This is a genomic window from Pusillimonas noertemannii (assembly GCF_003096595.1).
Taxonomy (GTDB): domain Bacteria; phylum Pseudomonadota; class Gammaproteobacteria; order Burkholderiales; family Burkholderiaceae_B; genus Pusillimonas; species Pusillimonas noertemannii.
The window spans coordinates 973,669-988,694 of the sequence record NZ_QEKO01000001.1; the positions used below are offsets into that span (position 1 = coordinate 973,669).

The window sequence follows — 15,026 nt, forward strand, 5'->3', positions numbered from 1 at the left end:
GAGACTCCATGCACGCATCATTGAAATCCCGTCTGTTCATTGGTGGCGCCATCGTGGCGGCGGCTCTGGCCGCGCCCGCCTACGCCCAATATACCGGCCCTTCCGAAGCCGGGCGCGCGCAAAATACGGTGGAAGCCATTCTGGCCAACCCCACCGACGATCAGTTGGTGACGCTGCAAGGGCAGCTTCTGCGCAAGATCGGCAAAGAAAAATACATTTTCACCGACGGCACCGCCGAGATCGTGGCCGAGATCGACGACGACGACTTCCCGCGCGAGCCTGTCGACGAGAAAACCAAGGTGGAAATACACGGGGAAGTGGACACCGGCCTTCGCCGGCCGCCCGAGATCGAGGTGGATTCGATACGGGTCGTGAAATAAACTGGAGGCGCCACTCGGAATCGAACCGGGGTACACGGATTTGCAATCCGCTGCATAACCACTCTGCCATGGCGCCCTGTGGCCCAACCCTTGATGTCGAGCGGCTTTTTGCCGCTTGCATTGTCAACGACTGCGCGTCAACCCGTTAAGCCAAGTCCGCCATTATACACAACGGGCGATACCGGAACGAACGGTACAATCGGGGCTTTGTCCCAGGCGCAAGGAGGGCGGGCGATGAGCCAGGCCGAAACCACACTCAACGTATCCAGCACCTCATCCGACTGGAGGGGCGTGGCCCTGTCCAATTTCATGCTTTCCCCCTTCAGCCTCGACGGAGCGCTGTTCGCTTCCATCGAGGGCTTCATCCAGGGCATCAAGTTTCCCGAAGGCGATGCGCGGCGCGAACAGGCCTTCGTCTCCAGCGGCTGGGACGCCAAGCACCTGGGCGATACGGCCGACCGCAGCGGCGCCTACTGGAAAGGGCAGCGCCTGCCTTATGGTTCGGCCGAACACCATCGCCTCATCGAGCGGGCCATTCGAGCCCGCATTGCGCAAAACTCGGGCCTGGCGCAGGTGCTGGCGTCGACCGCCGGCGCCACCCTCGTCCACAGCACGGGAAGCGAGCCCGAGTCGCCCACGACCTCGCTTCCCGCCACGGTGTTCTGCCGCATACTCAACGAGATGCGCGACGAACTGCTGTCAGATGGGAAGGTCCGCCCGGTCTGATGCCTTCTTCAAGCTGACCACCGAGACCGCCGTCTCGGTGCGCTCGCCCGGCGAGCCGGCGCCTTCGCTCGCTGCCGGCTCGGGGCGGCCGCCCTCGGGCGCCTGTTCATCCGGCTGATACAGGTCCTGCGACAGCTTCATGCTGCAGAACTGCGGCCCGCACATGGAGCAGAACTGGGCGGATTTCATGGCGTCCTTGGGCAGGGTCTGGTCATGGAACTCGCGGGCGGTTTCAGGGTCCAGCCCCAGGTTGAACTGGTCCTCCCAGCGGAACTCGAATCGCGCCTTGGACAAGGCGTTGTCCCGTATCGCGGCGCCGGGCGTACCCTTGGCCAGGTCGGCGGCATGGGCGGCGATCTTGTAGGTGATGATGCCGTCCTTCACATCCTGCTTGTCGGGCAGGCCCAGGTGTTCTTTGGGCGTTACATAGCACAGCATGGCGGTGCCGTGCCAGGCGATCAGCGCCGCGCCTATGCCCGAGGTGATGTGGTCGTATCCCGGCGCAATGTCGGTGGTGAGCGGGCCCAGGGTGTAGAAGGGCGCCTCGTGGCAGTGCTGCAATTGCAAGTCCATGTTCTCTTTAATGAGGTGCATGGGCACGTGTCCCGGCCCTTCGATCATCGTCTGGACCTCATGCCGCCAAGCGATTTGGGTCAGCTCGCCCAGGGTGCGCAGCTCGGCGAACTGGGCCTCGTCATTGGCGTCGTGGCCCGAGCCGGGGCGCAGGCCGTCGCCCAGCGAAAAGCTTACGTCGTAAGCCTTCATGATCTCGCAGATTTCTTCGAAGCGCTCGTACAGAAAGCTTTCGCGCCGGTGGGCATGGCACCATTTGGCCATGATGGAGCCGCCGCGCGAGACGATGCCTGTCAGGCGTCCGGCCGTCAGCGGGATGAAGTCGCGCCGCACGCCCGCGTGGATGGTGAAGTAGTCGACGCCTTGCTCGGCCTGCTCCACCAGTGTGTCCCGGAACAGTTCCCAGGTTAGCGCCTCGGCGCGGCCATCGACTTTCTCCAGCGCCTGGTAGATGGGGACTGTGCCGATGGGCACGGGCGAATTGCGCAGTATCCACTCGCGTGTCTCGTGGATGTTTTTGCCGGTCGACAGGTCCATGACCGTGTCGGCGCCCCAGCGCGTGGCCCAGGTCATTTTCTCGACTTCGTCGCGGATGCTGGAGCCCAGGGCCGAATTGCCGATGTTGGCATTGACCTTGACGAGGAAGTTGCGGCCGATGATCATCGGCTCGGATTCCGGGTGGTTTACGTTGGCCGGAATGATGGCGCGGCCGCGGGCCACTTCCTCGCGCACGAATTCAGGCGTTACGCTGGGCGGGATGGCGGCGCCGAGGGCCTGGCCGGCATGCTGACGCAGCAGTTGCCGCGCGGCGCGTTCTCCGTTGGGGCCGCTGCCGGCCAGCGCCTCGATGTACTGCTCGCGCCGCAGGTTCTCGCGCAGGGCCACGAACTCCATCTCGGGCGTGACGATGCCGCGGCGCGCATAGTGCATCTGTGTCACGCTTTGGCCGGGCAATGCCTTGCGCGGCGGGCGCGTCCGGCTGAAGCGTATGGCGTCCAGGCGCGCGTCGGTTTCTCGGGCACGCCCATAGGCGCTGCTGATGCCCGTCAATGCCTCGGTGTCGCCGCGTTCGGCTATCCACGCCTCGCGCAGGGCGGGCAGGCCCTTGTGCAAGTCCATGGCCGCGTCCGGGTCGGTATAGGGGCCGCTGGTGTCGTAGATGGTAAGGGGAGGATTGGCGCCGCCGCCCAGCGCGGCGGGCGTATCGTCCTGTTCGATTTCCCGAAAGGGAACGCGCAGGTCGGGCCGCGAGCCGGTCTGGTAAACCTTGCGGGAACGGGGCAGTTGCGTGACGGCGGCGGTGTCCATGGCCGGGTCACGGTGGGGAAGGTCGAAGTGGGGTTTCAAGATGTGCTCCAAAAAAGAAACTAATGGAGCCGATAGGGATTTATCTCGTAGCGATTGAACGACGCGAAGTCGATTGAAGAAACGAGCACGCTCCCAGCATCGGCGTTATCCGTACTGGTACGAAGGGACTCTCTCAACCCGCCGGCGCAAGCCGGCAAGTACCCCTGCGTGCTGGCTAGTATACTCAAATCGACTTGGAGCAAGGCGGAAGCCCGGCCACAGCCTTTCGCGAGTACCTTGCTGCAGCCCACCGTCATGGCAACCGGAGACTACATGTGTCGCACCAAGCAGCAAGCTCCAGGCTCGATCGCCCCGTGGACCAAACCCGCGACCACATGCTCGGCCCGGCCGATGCACCGATCACGGTAGTCGAATACGGCAGCTACGACTGTCCATACTGCCGGGCGGTGAACGAACATATCGTCCAGCTTAGGCACGAGTTCGGCGACCGCCTGCGCTATGTGTTTCGTCATTTCCCCTTGCCGGGCAGCGATATCGCATTGCGCGCGGCCTGCCTGGCCGAGCGGGCCCCCAGCGAGGAAGGATTCTGGCGGGCCCATATCACCTTGATGACGCGTTCGCACACGCTCAGCGAGGACGACCTTGTCCAGGCGCAGCGCGACCTGGGCCTGCCGGCTTCCACCCAGCCGTCCGTTCCGGCGGACGACGCCCGCAGCAACCCCCGGGTCGAGGAAGACATTCGCAGCGCCCGCGCCAGCGGAGTGGTGGTTACGCCCACTTTCTTCATCAACGGACGGCGCTACGACGGCCCCTGGGATGAAAGCTCGTTCACCGACGCCATGCTGCGCACGCCCGGGCATCGCATCCGCAGCGCGGCCGAGGATTTCGCCGGCTGGGCGCCCGCGGCCGGGCTGCTGTTGCTGCTGGGCGCGATACTGGCGGTGCTGCTCAGCAACTCCAGCCTGGGGCCCGCCGTTGCGCAATGGTGGGAGCTTCCGCTGGGGCTCTCGTTCGGCGAGTCGGCGTTCAGCATGTCGCTGCTGCATTGGATCAACGATGGCTTGTTGACCTTCTTCTTTCTCGTCGTCGGCCTGGAGATCAAACGGGAATTCACGGTGGGGCATCTGGCCGACCTGCGCGCCGCGGCCCTGCCTGTTGCCGCGGCGCTCGGCGGCATGGCGGCTCCTGCCCTGGTTTACTCGCTGATCGTGCCGGCCGGGCCCTGGGCGCATGGCTGGGGCGTGCCCATCGCCACCGACACCGCGTTTGCCGTCGCCCTGATCGCCATGATGGGGAACAAGGTTCCGACTTCGCTGCGGGTGTTCCTCACCGCGGCCGCCATCGTGGACGACATCGGCTCCATCGTGGTCGTGGCCGCTTTCTATTCCGATGCACTCAGCCTGCAATACATGGCGGGAGCCCTGGTGCTTGTCGGCGTGCTGGCTTTGCTCAATCATGCCCACATCTATCGGGTGGCTCCCTATGCCGCGGTGGGCATCCTGCTGTGGGCTTGCATCCACGCCAGCGGCGTGCATGCCACGCTGGCCGGCGTGTTGCTGGCCCTGTTCATTCCCACCCGGCCTCCCGCCAACATGATGGCGCTTACCGCCCAGGCCGATGCCCTGCTTGCCGCCGAGGCGCGCCGCAGTGGCGAGGTGCTGCGTAGCGGCCCGTCGCAACCGGCCTTAAGGGCTTTCGATGCCCTGCACGACAGGCTGGAGTCTCCCGCCGCCCGGGTGCTGCGTACCATGGGCGCCCGCTCCAGCTATGTGGTGCTGCCCTTGTTCGCACTGGCCAATGCGGGCATTGCCATCGGTCCGGGCATTCTGCACGGGCACGGGCCGCTGGTTCTGGCCATCATGGCGGGGCTGGTCGTGGGCAAGCCGCTGGGGCTGGTTGCGGCCTCGTGGGTAGCGGTAAGGCTGGGCATGGCGAAGAAGCCGTCGGACTACTCATGGACCCAGCTGGTCGGTGCGGCGGCGCTTGCCGGCATAGGCTTCACGATGTCGCTGTTCATCGCCGGCCAGGCGTTTCCCGGCGAGAGCGATTTCGCCGCCGCCAAGGTGGCGATCTTCATTGGCTCCATCATTGCTTCGGTGGTCGGCGTTGCCATCCTCTGGAAAGCCGGGAGCGGGGCCGACCCCGAGCAAACGCTCTGATGCTGCCGGACATGCGCCCGACGCGCGGCGGGCAACACGGCGCCTGCCGCCACGGGCGCCAAGCAATACCCAGGAGGTATCCGTCATGATGACGAACGACACGGCCGTTATGCTGGCCTGCTACAGCGACTGGGCCGACCAGATACTGTTCAAGGCCCTGGAGGGTCTGCCCGAAGGCGCTGCGTACCGGCAGGGTCCCACGCTGTTCGGCTCGATGCTGGGCACCCTGAACCACAACTACCAGGTAGACTTGATCTGGCGCGCTCATTTGCTGGGCGAGCAGCATGGGTTTTCTTCCCGGCGCGACGTGTTGCACCCCGATCTTCGCGACCTGATCGCGGAGCAGTCCAGGGTCAACCAGTGGTATGTCGATTGGGCGCGGGCGCAAGATGCCGAGAGCCTGGGCCAGCGCCTGAAGTTCAACTTCGTATCGGGCGAGCCGGGTGAAATGACCCGCGGCGGCATGCTGCTGCATGTCGTCAATCACAAGACGTACCACCGGGGCTGGGTCAGCCAGATGTTTTTCGATTTCGGCATGAAGCCGCCCGAGACCGACCTTTCCGTCTATCTGTGCCAGGTCTGAAATACATTTCACGTACGCTGGCCGTCATCGACAACGCATCGCTTGCGGCTTGATTCAGGGCTCGCATCGGCGAGCCAGGGCAAGCCCGGCCCGCCGCAAACAAGGTGCCCCGCTTGATGCGAAAATATCGCGATCCATTGTTTCCGGAGGCGACCTTGCTCCGCTGGTTTGAAAGCTTTCTCAATCCCTTTCCGCCCGACGAGGCGCCGCATCCGCCCAAGGGGCTGCTTCCCTTCCTGTGGGCGTGTACGCACGGTTCGCGGCGCTACCTGGCGCTGCTGGCCGTGTTCAGCGCCAGCGTGTCGATCTACGAGGCCTGGCTGTTTGCGTTTCTTGGCCAGGTGGTCGACCTGCTTTCGGCATGGCAGACAGGTCAGCAGGCCGCCGTGCAGGAGCAGCGCGCGCTATGGACGATAGGCCTGGTGCTGGTGGCCAGCGTCGTGCTGGTGGCGGTGCGCACCATGATCCAGCACCAGGTGCTGGCCATCAACCTGCCTTTACGGCTGCGCTGGGATTTCCACCGCCTGATGCTGCGGCAAAGCCTGGCCTTCTTCTCCGATGAATTCGCCGGGCGCGTCACCACCAAGGTCATGCAGACGGCGCTGGCCGTGCGCGAGGTGCTGCTCACCTTCGTGGAAATCGTGCTGGGAATCGGCGTTTACTTCGTGACCATCATCGCCCTGGCAGGCGGGTTCGATGCGCGGTTGATGCTGCCTTTCCTGGGCTGGATCGTGTTGTACGGACTGGCCATGAGGTATTTCGTGCCTCGCCTGGGCAAGGTCGGACAAGAGCAGGCCCACGCCCGCTCGTCCATGACCGGCCGCATTACCGATGCCTATTCCAACATCACCACGGTGAAGCTTTTCTCGCACACCCGGCGCGAGGCCCAGTTCGCCCGCGCGGCCATGGAAGACTTCAAAGAAACCGGCTTTCGCCAGATGCGCCTGGTCAGCCAGTTTGAGGTCGTCAACCAGGCGCTGGTCGTGGGGCTGATCATCGCCTCGGGCGGCTATGCCCTGTGGCTATGGCACGCAGACCAGATAGGCGTTGGCGCCGTGGCGGCGGTTACGGCCATGTCGCTGCGTGTCAATGGCATGTCGCACTGGATTATGTGGCAAATGGCGACTCTGTTCGAGAACATAGGTACGGTGCAGGACGGCATCGCCACGCTTTCGCGTGTCGCCAAGGTGCAAGACGCGCCGGAAGCGTCTGTGCTGCAGGTAACCCATGGCAAGGTCGAGTTCGACGGAGTTTCCTTCAATTACAACGGCGAACGCCAGGTTTTCGATGGCCTGAGCCTTACGGTGCGCCCGGGCGAGAAGATCGGTCTGGTGGGCCGTTCGGGCGCCGGCAAGTCGACGCTGATCAACCTGCTGCTGCGCTTCTACGACCTGGACAGCGGACAGATACGCATAGACGGCCAGGACATTGCCCTGGTCACGCAGGACAGCCTGCGGGGCGCCATCGGCATGGTTACCCAGGACACCTCGCTGCTGCATCGGTCCATCCGCGACAATATCGCATATGGCCGCCCCGACGCCGGCGAGGCCGAGATCCGCGCCGCCGCCGTCCATGCGCAGGCCGACGACTTCATCCGCGAACTAAGCGATCCACAGGGCCGCAGCGGCTACGACACCCAGGTCGGCGAGCGCGGCGTCAAGCTCTCGGGCGGCCAGCGCCAGCGCATCGCCATTGCGCGCGTCATGCTCAAGAACGCCCCCATTCTCCTGCTTGACGAGGCCACCAGCGCCCTCGATTCCGAGGTCGAAGTGGCCATACAGGAAAGCCTCGACGAAATGATGCAGGGCAAGACGGTGATCGCCATCGCCCACCGACTGTCCACTATTGCGGCCATGGACCGGCTTATCGTATTGGACCAGGGACGCGTCATCGAAGAGGGCAGCCATGCCGAACTGCTTAAGCTGAACGGCGTGTACGCGCGCTTGTGGAGCCATCAGAGCGGCGGTTTCCTGGGGCAAGAGGGCGAGATGGAGCCGGAGACCACGCAGTAAACCAGAGAAGCTGCCCGGGCGGGGTTTCGCCCGGTGCGGTGCCGGGGAATGGTGCAGGTCGCGAAAAGCAGGCGGCAAGCCGGCAGTTCCAGGATGTTAAAGTGCGGCGATGGAAGAGGAGCAGCTTAAATGAAGCAGCCACAAGATGCGCCGCTGGCGTTTCAAGAGGCCTGGAACAGCCATGACATGCGGTCACTCGGGGCGCTGTTCCATGAGGACGCGACATTCGTGAACCGGTTCGGCCACTATGTGCGCGGCATTGATGAAATCATCGAGCTGCACGCGCCCATCCACGCAACCATCTATAGCGACTCCACGCTGGATAACGAGTTGATCGACGCGGTCCCGGTCGGCGACGACGTGGCCGTAATCCATTTCTGGAGCCGTCTTTCGGCGGGAGCAGCCCATCCGGCGGGTCCGCACGCTGTCGATACGCTGATCCTCGCCGTATTGGCGCGCCAGGCCGAAGAATGGCGGATCAAGGCGCTCGAGAACGTCACCTTGACAAACCCCCGCAGCGGCGAGCCTGTGTTGAGGGGCGACTGAGTTGTCGTCCGAATCCAGCTGCTTGAAGGAATACTGACATGGCAAAAACTGAAGCGCTCGCATTCACGGCAAAACTGCTTCGTCCGGCGAAGCCCGGCGAAGGCAGCGAATGGGGATTCCTGGTCTTGCCCAGGGCCGTCAGCGAAAAACTGCCCAGGCGCGGCAGGACGTCGGTAGAAGGTGCGCTCGAAGGGCATGCTTTTCAGGCTACGCTCGAGCCCGATGGTCGACTCAGCCATTGGCTCAAGGTGAGCAAAGAGCTTCAAGACGCCGCCGGCGTGTCGCCTGGAAACATGGTTGAGATCCAGCTTGTTCCGGCCGCCACGGAACCCGAGCCGCCGTTGCCCGATGACCTGCGAAAAGCACTTGCCTCTTCGCCGGCAGCCAAGGCCACCTGGGAAGACACGACGACCATCGCACGCCTTGACTGGATCCATTGGGTCGAATCCGCAAAGCAGGCCAAGACCCGGCAGCGCCGGGTCGAGAACGCCTGCGACATGCTCGCCGCGGGCGAGAGGCGCGTGTGCTGCTTTGATTCGTCGGGCTACTACAGCAAGAGTCTTTCGGCCCCCAAGGCCGAAGAGTAGCGGCATGCATCGTACCGGAATGCTACATTAGCGGTCGTTCGCCCAAACCAAACCTCGCAAGGAAACGCCATCTATAAAGCCTACCTTCTTCTGGCGCTGACCACACTTTTCTGGGCCGGCAACTCCATCGCCGGCAAATGGGCGGTGGGCCATGCCTCGCCCATGGTCCTGGTAAGCGTCCGCTGGATGACCCTGCTGGTGCTGCTGTACGTGTTCAAGCGCGATCAGATCGCGGCCGACTGGGTCGTGATTCGGCCCCGCCTGGCCTACCTGCTTATGCTGGGGGTGCTCGGGTTTACCGTGTTCAGCGCGGCGCTGTACTACGCGCTGGTCTTCACCACCGCCATCAACTCAAGCATCCTGCAGGGAAGCATGCCTCTATTCGTGTTCGCGGCAAGCTTCGTGCTCTTTTCCAGTCGCATCAGCCAAGCGCAGGCGCTGGGTTTTGCCTGTTCCTTCATAGGTGTGATCGTCATCGCGGTGCGCGGCGAGTTGGGCAACCTGATCTCGCTCAACATCAACTTCGGCGATGCCCTGATGTTCGTTGCCGTGCTGGGTTATGGCATATACACCGCCGCTTTGCGCAACAAGCCAAAGATGCACTGGACCAGCCTGATGTTCATCCTGTGCCTGGGGGCCACCTTGTCGTCCCTGCCTTTGCTGGCCTTCGAGGCGGCCCAGGGAAAGTTCATCTTTCCCGACATGCAGGGATGGGCGGTCATCACCTATATCGTCATTTTTCCGTCGCTTATCGGCCAGGTTTTCTATATACGGGCCGTGGAGCTTATCGGCGGCAACCGGGCCGGCCTGTTCATCAACCTGCTGCCTGTCTGGGGCGCGCTGCTGGCGGTCACCCTGATAGGGGAAGAGTTCCATCTTTACCACGCCATCGCCCTGGCGATGATTCTGTCTGGAATCGGTTTTGCGGAGTATGGCGGCAGGAATCGTAGGCCACAATAGCTGGCCTGCACGGCAGGATACCGGACATTAGCTGATGCGTGGGGGCCGCGCGTGGCCGCCTGGGCGGCGCGCGGCTTCAGCCTTTCTATGGGCGGGCAATAACGCAGCACCGCGGCCTCGGCTTCCTATTTGTGCATGACTTCGACTGAGCTGTGTTAGCCCGCTATTACCGAGACCTGCTGAACTTCCGCATGCGCAAGGTGCGAGACCGCGATATGGCGGCCGACCTGGCTCAGGAAAGTTATGCGCGCGCGCCTTAGGACAGCGATGTGTCGCCCAGGACGGTGATCCAAGGCTTGTTGCGTGTCGTCTTGTTTCATCAAATTGCCATCACCTCATAAGATACTTGGAGCCTTCCTTCCCTGACAGGATGGCTCCGCATGAATGACGATCGGCTTGCCGAGTTTATGCAGTTTTCAAGAAAGTATCGGCATAAATTCAGGCGGATTGCCAAAGCGACCCGCAACGAGTGTGATCACGATGATGTGCAAAGCGAAGCCTGGATATTGGCCGAGTGCTGGGAACAGGCCGGGTCTCCGATAGATTTTGACAACCCGGAAGACATCGACAGGCTTTTCTCGTTTCTTTACAACAAGCTGGTAAAGCATGTAGAGAAGAACGTACGCCACGCTGTGCGTCTGGATCATTACTCGTACGGTGATGGCTCTGAAAGTGAAGCCCACCCGTTGATGAACAAGCTGGCGGCATCGGAAACCTTTCAGCCGCTGCAACGATTGTTGATGCTGGAGTCTGTCTCTGATCAACCGCGGGAGCCCGAGCCGCATGAATCAAGAGCCGGTGCATACCTGGCTCTTTTGCAACATCACCGCAACAAGATGCGGCCTGTCGCAGATCAACTGCTTATTTCACTTTCTTATTGCTACTATCGTTTCAATGAAGCACTGGAGATGGCGCGTAGCCAGTGTGATCTGCCCGATACCATCGGAAAATTAAACCCCGCCTTTTCGCCAGGTCCCTGGCGATCCTTTCGTCTACCTCGAAGAGGGCAGCCGCCTTGCTTGACCGCGTCGGGAACCCAAATAGAACTCTCGCTACCGCCCGTAAGCAGCCACCCAAGTAGTGGCGGCACCTTGTCATAGACCAAAATCGTCTTTAAGGCGGTCGATCTGGTGCATTTGTTCAATAGTTGTTCGATTGGTGATTTTTTCAAGGAATTCATTTTTGATGCCATTTCTCTAGAGCCTGTGCTGGCGACAGGATTTCAAATCCCCAATCAGCGGGTGAAAGCTCCAGCAAATCCTTGTCGCCGCTGATCAGCCATTCGGCCTTGCTTTGTAGGGCAGTGTAGAGAAACACATCGTCATCAGGATCGCGACTGTACGCTGGTCTGGGCGGCGCAGGCAAATCGGTCCATTGAGCCGCGGCAGCGAAGTCATGCAACAGCAGGCGCCGGCGCTCCATGTCCAGATAGCGATCAAATTTGGGAAGCCAGAGCCTGGTTTCGAGTTCTTCGAAGGTTTCTCGTGAGAATACCAACGTAGCGTGTTGCAGAAGGCAATCCACGATCTGCGCCGGGGCAGATCGTGGCGATAGCGCGGCACTGATCAGGACGTTGGTGTCGACGACGGCACGTTCAATTCTCATCGGCCAGGAGCTGTTCCAGCTTCTCGTCGGTCAAGCCCTTGGCGGCGGCTTCTTGGGCACTTTGCTTCAGGGTGTGCCGCAAACGGTCTGCATAGAACTCACGCATCGCTTGATAGTCCTCCGCTGACACCATGACGCCGACGACGCGGTTGCGTCGCGTGACCTGGATCGGTTCACGCTGTACCCGGTCGATCAGTTCACCGAATCGAGTTTTTGCCTCATTGGCGGTAAATGTTTGCATTTCGGACTCCTCGTACATATCTAGATCCCATCTTAATTGAATCGTTCGATTCGTTCAATTGGTGCAGATTGGCCGATTGTTGTCAAAAATGGCCTGCGAGGTATGCGGTGAGTGCCCTGAAGGCACTGCCATGGTTGCGGACGGCAGAGGTTCTGTACTGGGGCGATATTGATACTCACGGTTCTGCAATTCTAGACCGCGCGCGCAAGACCGTTCCACAAATCCGGTCTGTGCTTATGGATGAAGCAACGCTTCTAGCGCATCAGTCGCTCTGGGTGCAGGAGCCCTTGCTGTGCTCTAATGCAGAAACCGCCAAGGTTAGGCCGTCCGAATCGCCAAGTGTATAGGGGTGTCCAGTGGCTTTTGCCTGCCGTGTCGCAGAATTCGTAAGGCTCATGATGTCTCCAGAAAAAGGCCTGGCTTGAAACATATATGCGGACAAGCTGACTGAAACACAAGTCCATCTTGCCGCGAGCGCAACTCAAAAAATGGACTTGAAAATAGACCGAAATCGCGTGGTTGGAACGGTGTGATCAACCGTGTCTAGTGAGTGCCCATTCCATTGCTTATGGGATAGAGCCGAAAAAAAAGCCCAAACCGAAGTTTGAGCTTTTTTTAAATTCTTGGAGCGGGAAACGAGTCTCGAACTCGCGACCTCAACCTTGGCAAGGTTGCGCTCTACCAACTGAGCTATTCCCGCATTTGGTAAGCAAGAGATTATATCCTGCTTTTTTAACTGCTGCAAATCAACGCTGTTGAATCTGCTGCCGTTTTTTCTCGTTCCCGAGAAAGATCGAGATCATATCACATTTTTTCTGAAAGCATTAAAGAGGATGTTTTTGCGCGCGCTCGTCGCCCGCGTCCGTCGTTTATCATCGTGCTTTCACTTTGCGCAATCGAATCCAATCGTGCTTTCCCTGACCACCGACGAGGATCTTTCCTCTTTCAACACCATGGGCCTGCCCAGCCGGGCGACGGTGCTTGCCCGGTATGGCGATGCCGCGCAGTTGCCGGAGCTGTCCGAGCTTGCGCAACGCTACGGCAAGGTGTTTGTCCTGGGCGGGGGCAGCAATGTCATTCTCGAGCCGCATCTGTCGGGCCTGGTGGTCAAGGTACAGGCCCAGGGTGTGCGCTTGCTGTCGGAAAGCGACGAAGAGCTCGTGGTCGAGGCGCAGGGCGGAGAAAACTGGCACGGTTTTGTCTCGCAATGCGTCGACCAGGGCTGGCATGGGCTGGAAAACCTGGCCCTGATTCCGGGCACGGTGGGGGCGGCGCCGGTGCAAAACATCGGCGCCTACGGGGTGGAGCTGGACCAGCGTTTCCATAGCCTGCTGGCCTGGAACCTGCGGCAAGGGCGCCTGGTGGAGATGGGGGCGGCCGACTGCGGCTTTGCCTATCGCGACAGCGTGTTCAAGCGCGCCCCGGCCGGAACCTGGCTGATCGTGGCCTTGCGCCTGAAATTGTCGCGGCGGTGGCTGCCGGTGCTGGATTATCCGGCGTTGGCGGGGCATGCATCGTTCAAGCAGTCGCCCGCGCCCACAGCCCGGCAGGTGTTCGAAGCCGTATGCGACATACGCCGGAGCAAGCTGCCCGACCCCGCGGTGCTGGGCAATGCGGGCAGTTTCTTCAAGAACCCCATTGTCGATGCTTTGGCCTATGAGTGCATTCGCTCGGCCCATCCCGATGTGGTTGCCTATGCGCAAGGAAACGGGGCCTACAAGCTGGCGGCGGGGTGGCTGATAGACCGCGCCGGATGGAAGGGCCGGCGCCTGGGCCCGGCTGGGGTGCACGACAGGCAGGCGCTGGTGCTAGTCAACCATGGCGGCGCCACGGCACAAGACATCCGGCGCCTGGCCGATGCGGTGCGCGAAGATGTGCAGAGGCGTTTCGGGGTGACGCTGGAGCAGGAGCCAGTTTCGGTGGCCTGACGCCGCATGCATAGAGGCGGTGCGCGATGTGGGAACGGTGTTCAGGTGGACAGCACGTCTTGCATGTCGAACAGGCCGAACTCTTTGCGGGCCAGGTAGCGCGCGGCGCGCAGGCTGCCTTGCGCGTAGGTGGCCCGGCTGCCCGAGCGGTGGGTGATCTCGATGCGCTCGCCTTCGCCACAGAAATACACGGTGTGGTCGCCCACGATGTCGCCGCCGCGCACCACCGAGAAGCCGATGCGCCCGTTCTGGCGGGCGCCGGTATGGCCGTGGCGCGCCCAGTCGGCGATGTCGTCGAGCTTGTGTCCCCATGCGTTGGCCACGGTCTCGCCCATGGCCAGAGCGGTGCCCGACGGGGCGTCGACCTTGTTGCGATGATGGGCCTCGAACACTTCGACATCGTAGCCGCTGTTGAGCAGCTTGGCCGCCACGTCGAGCAACTTGAGGGCCGCATTGACGCCGACGCTCATGTTGGGTGCGAAGACGATGGCGATTTTCTGGCTGGCGGCATGAATGGCCTGCTTGCCGGCTTCGTCGAAGCCGGTGGTGCCGATGACGCACTTGACGCCCAGGCCCACGCAGACCTGCAGGTGGTTCAGCGTGCCCTCGGGGCGGGTGAAGTCGATGAGGCAGTCGGCGTCTTTGAGCGCTTCGAGGTTGTCGGTGATGAGAACCCCGGTTTCACGGCCCAGGAAAGTGCCGGCGTCCTGGCCGAGGCTGGGCGAACCGGCGCGATCCAGCGCCACGGTAAGGGTCAGGTCATCGGTGCCGAGCACGGCTTCGATCAGCATGCGGCCCATGCGGCCATCGGCGCCTGCTATTGCTATGCGCATGGTGGATCCTTAGCGTAACGGTTGGGGGCCAGGTTCGTTGGGCGTGGCGCCCGGCTGCAGCACGGACGGCGTGTCGAGCCCTATGGGCACGGCCTGGTCTTGCTGCGGCATCTGGGCGTCTTGTCCTTCGGTGCCTTGAGTGCCTTCGGCGCCCGGGGCGGCCAGCGGCTGGGCTTCGACCCCCTGCCTGGCGGGTGCATCGGGGTCGGGAACCTGGAAGGGCTGGTAGTCGGGCTGGTCGTCGCCTTCCCAGCGCACGAGCTGGTCGTTTTCGAACCAGACCGTGAAGCGGCGCTCTTCGGCGTTGCCGTAGCCAGGTTTGTTATAGTAGGGATAGTCCCAGCGGTTGGCGTGGAAGATGTCTTTCAGGGTGGGCGTACCCAGCACGTAGCGCACTTGTTCGCGCGTCATGCCTTGCTCAAGGCGAGCCACCTGTTCAGCCGTAACCCAGTTGCCCTGCTGGATATCCGCGCGATACGGAAAACCCCATTTGGTACCGCCGCAGGCAGACAGGGCTACCGCAAGAATGCAAACAGCCAAGCTGTTGCGCAAGTTTGAAGCCAATGGTTTTGCAGTCGTCAGCAC

16 protein-coding genes and 2 tRNA genes are annotated in these 15,026 nt (G+C 62.0%); 11 read left to right on the forward strand and 7 right to left on the reverse strand.

The window, feature by feature from the left end; translation table 11 throughout:
* Positions 1–8 precede the first annotated feature (8 nt).
* Positions 9–380: a YgiW/YdeI family stress tolerance OB fold protein gene (locus C7440_RS04600; RefSeq protein WP_017525794.1), complete on the forward strand. Its 372-nt coding sequence runs from the start codon at positions 9–11 to the stop codon at positions 378–380.
* A gap of 2 nt (positions 381–382) precedes the next feature.
* Here C7440_RS04600 and C7440_RS04605 read toward each other — a convergent pair.
* Positions 383–456: transfer RNA gene (locus tag C7440_RS04605), tRNA-Cys, on the reverse strand.
* Between the two features lie 158 nt (positions 457–614).
* Between C7440_RS04605 and C7440_RS04610 the strand changes: the two genes are divergently transcribed.
* Positions 615–1,106 (forward strand): NADAR family protein, encoded by a 492-nt coding sequence (locus C7440_RS04610; RefSeq protein ID WP_116517612.1) that lies wholly within the window; start codon positions 615–617, stop codon positions 1,104–1,106.
* Here the strand turns inward: C7440_RS04610 and thiC are convergent.
* The gene (gene thiC, locus C7440_RS04615; protein ID WP_116517613.1) at positions 1,080–2,987 is read right to left on the reverse strand and encodes a phosphomethylpyrimidine synthase ThiC; all 1,908 of its coding nucleotides are present in this window, start codon (positions 2,985–2,987) and stop codon (positions 1,080–1,082) included. The two genes, C7440_RS04610 and thiC, sit on opposite strands and share 27 nt — an antisense overlap.
* 314 nt (positions 2,988–3,301) lie before the next feature.
* Here thiC and nhaA point away from each other — a divergent pair, with 314 nt between their 5' ends.
* From nhaA to C7440_RS19705, 7 genes are all read left to right on the forward strand, one after another.
* On the forward strand, positions 3,302–5,146 hold the full coding sequence (gene nhaA / locus C7440_RS04620) for a Na+/H+ antiporter NhaA (RefSeq protein ID WP_243410822.1): 1,845 nt from the start codon (positions 3,302–3,304) through the stop codon (positions 5,144–5,146).
* 85 nt (positions 5,147–5,231) lie between these two features.
* A complete protein-coding gene (locus tag C7440_RS04625; protein ID WP_017525790.1) occupies positions 5,232–5,729 on the forward strand; it encodes a DinB family protein in 498 nt (165 codons plus the stop codon).
* 155 nt (positions 5,730–5,884) lie between these two features.
* Entirely contained in the window at positions 5,885–7,741 is a 1,857-nt protein-coding gene (locus C7440_RS04630; protein WP_116517615.1) for an ABC transporter ATP-binding protein, read from the forward strand.
* 129 nt (positions 7,742–7,870) lie between these two features.
* Complete coding sequence (locus C7440_RS04635; protein WP_116517616.1) at positions 7,871–8,287, forward strand: YybH family protein; 417 nt, start codon at positions 7,871–7,873, stop codon at positions 8,285–8,287.
* A 38-nt stretch (positions 8,288–8,325) separates the two neighbouring features.
* Positions 8,326–8,874 carry a YdeI/OmpD-associated family protein gene (locus C7440_RS04640; RefSeq protein WP_116517617.1) on the forward strand — a complete coding sequence of 183 codons (549 nt, stop codon included), beginning with the start codon at positions 8,326–8,328 and terminating at the stop codon, positions 8,872–8,874.
* A 69-nt stretch (positions 8,875–8,943) separates the two neighbouring features.
* A complete protein-coding gene (locus C7440_RS04645; RefSeq protein ID WP_116517618.1) occupies positions 8,944–9,834 on the forward strand; it encodes a DMT family transporter in 891 nt (296 codons plus the stop codon).
* Positions 9,835–10,214: 380 nt separating this feature from the next.
* Complete coding sequence (locus C7440_RS19705; protein ID WP_133244257.1) at positions 10,215–10,934, forward strand: hypothetical protein; 720 nt, start codon at positions 10,215–10,217, stop codon at positions 10,932–10,934.
* Between the two features lie 76 nt (positions 10,935–11,010).
* On the opposite strand, the gene C7440_RS04660 is transcribed toward C7440_RS19705, so the two are convergent.
* On the reverse strand, positions 11,011–11,439 hold the full coding sequence (locus C7440_RS04660) for a putative toxin-antitoxin system toxin component, PIN family (protein ID WP_116517620.1): 429 nt from the start codon (positions 11,437–11,439) through the stop codon (positions 11,011–11,013).
* Entirely contained in the window at positions 11,429–11,680 is a 252-nt protein-coding gene (locus tag C7440_RS04665) for a type II toxin-antitoxin system Phd/YefM family antitoxin (RefSeq protein ID WP_116517971.1), read from the reverse strand. Before C7440_RS04665 ends, C7440_RS04660 begins: the two co-directional genes overlap by 11 nt.
* Here C7440_RS04665 and C7440_RS20285 point away from each other — a divergent pair.
* Positions 11,671–12,027, forward strand: coding sequence for a Wadjet anti-phage system protein JetD domain-containing protein (locus C7440_RS20285; protein ID WP_116517972.1), 357 nt, complete (start codon positions 11,671–11,673; stop codon positions 12,025–12,027). The genes C7440_RS04665 and C7440_RS20285 overlap by 10 nt on opposite strands.
* 277 nt (positions 12,028–12,304) lie before the next feature.
* On the opposite strand, the gene C7440_RS04680 is transcribed toward C7440_RS20285, so the two are convergent.
* A tRNA-Gly gene (locus C7440_RS04680) sits at positions 12,305–12,380 on the reverse strand.
* A gap of 133 nt (positions 12,381–12,513) precedes the next feature.
* Here C7440_RS04680 and murB point away from each other — a divergent pair.
* Positions 12,514–13,608, forward strand: coding sequence for a UDP-N-acetylmuramate dehydrogenase (gene murB, locus C7440_RS04685; RefSeq protein WP_371743451.1), 1,095 nt, complete (start codon positions 12,514–12,516; stop codon positions 13,606–13,608).
* A gap of 41 nt (positions 13,609–13,649) precedes the next feature.
* Here murB and dapB read toward each other — a convergent pair whose 3' ends face one another.
* Complete coding sequence (gene dapB, locus C7440_RS04690; protein ID WP_116517621.1) at positions 13,650–14,441, reverse strand: 4-hydroxy-tetrahydrodipicolinate reductase; 792 nt, start codon at positions 14,439–14,441, stop codon at positions 13,650–13,652.
* Positions 14,442–14,450: 9 nt separating this feature from the next.
* Entirely contained in the window at positions 14,451–14,993 is a 543-nt protein-coding gene (locus C7440_RS04695) for an outer membrane protein assembly factor BamE (protein ID WP_243410823.1), read from the reverse strand.
* Positions 14,994–15,026 lie beyond the last annotated feature (33 nt).

Excerpts from the sequence above, each read along its gene's own strand:
- C7440_RS04600 (WP_017525794.1), top strand. The coding sequence starts at position 9 with ATGCACGCATCATTGAAATCCCGTCTGTTCATTGGTGGCGCCATCGTG.
- C7440_RS04610 (WP_116517612.1), top strand. The coding sequence starts at position 615 with ATGAGCCAGGCCGAAACCACACTCAACGTATCCAGCACCTCATCCGAC.
- thiC (WP_116517613.1), bottom strand. The coding sequence starts at position 2,987 with ATGGACACCGCCGCCGTCACGCAACTGCCCCGTTCCCGCAAGGTTTAC.
- C7440_RS04625 (WP_017525790.1), top strand. The coding sequence starts at position 5,232 with ATGATGACGAACGACACGGCCGTTATGCTGGCCTGCTACAGCGACTGG.
- C7440_RS04635 (WP_116517616.1), top strand. The coding sequence starts at position 7,871 with ATGAAGCAGCCACAAGATGCGCCGCTGGCGTTTCAAGAGGCCTGGAAC.
- C7440_RS04640 (WP_116517617.1), top strand. The coding sequence starts at position 8,326 with ATGGCAAAAACTGAAGCGCTCGCATTCACGGCAAAACTGCTTCGTCCG.
- C7440_RS19705 (WP_133244257.1), top strand. The coding sequence starts at position 10,215 with ATGAATGACGATCGGCTTGCCGAGTTTATGCAGTTTTCAAGAAAGTAT.
- C7440_RS04660 (WP_116517620.1), bottom strand. The coding sequence starts at position 11,439 with ATGAGAATTGAACGTGCCGTCGTCGACACCAACGTCCTGATCAGTGCC.
- C7440_RS20285 (WP_116517972.1), top strand. The coding sequence starts at position 11,671 with ATGTTTGCATTTCGGACTCCTCGTACATATCTAGATCCCATCTTAATT.
- C7440_RS04665 (WP_116517971.1), bottom strand. The coding sequence starts at position 11,680 with ATGCAAACATTTACCGCCAATGAGGCAAAAACTCGATTCGGTGAACTG.
- murB (WP_371743451.1), top strand. The coding sequence starts at position 12,514 with ATGTTTTTGCGCGCGCTCGTCGCCCGCGTCCGTCGTTTATCATCGTGC.
- dapB (WP_116517621.1), bottom strand. The coding sequence starts at position 14,441 with ATGCGCATAGCAATAGCAGGCGCCGATGGCCGCATGGGCCGCATGCTG.